Source organism: Treponema sp. OMZ 840, from assembly GCF_050937815.1.
Taxonomy (GTDB): Bacteria; Spirochaetota; Spirochaetia; order Treponematales; family Treponemataceae; genus Treponema_C.
On the sequence record NZ_JACDIJ010000060.1, the window covers coordinates 1 to 252 of the forward strand.

The 252-nt window shown below is 48.0% G+C and carries 1 tRNA gene; it reads left to right on the forward strand.

What is annotated here, in order from left to right:
• The first annotated feature begins 150 nt into the window (after positions 1-150).
• A tRNA-Ala gene (locus tag H0R92_RS14100) sits at positions 151-224 on the forward strand.
• The last annotated feature ends 28 nt before the right edge of the window (positions 225-252 follow it).

Below are 252 nucleotides of genomic sequence, written 5' to 3' on the forward strand. Positions count from 1 at the left end.
CAAAAAAACACTGCGTGTTTTTTTGCAGCTCATTTGCCGATGGCAAATGAGGGTCGAAATACGCAGGTGTATAAAGTGTTAGATGTACAACACGGGCCCTTTTTGAGAACCGCTACTGTTCTTTCTTTCCTCCCTTTTATTTATATGGACGGGGATATAGCTCAGCTGGCTAGAGCGGCGGCTTTGCAAGCCGTAGGTCAGGGGTTCGAATCCCCTTATCTCCATACGCATAATGCCGTGCGCGGTGGAATG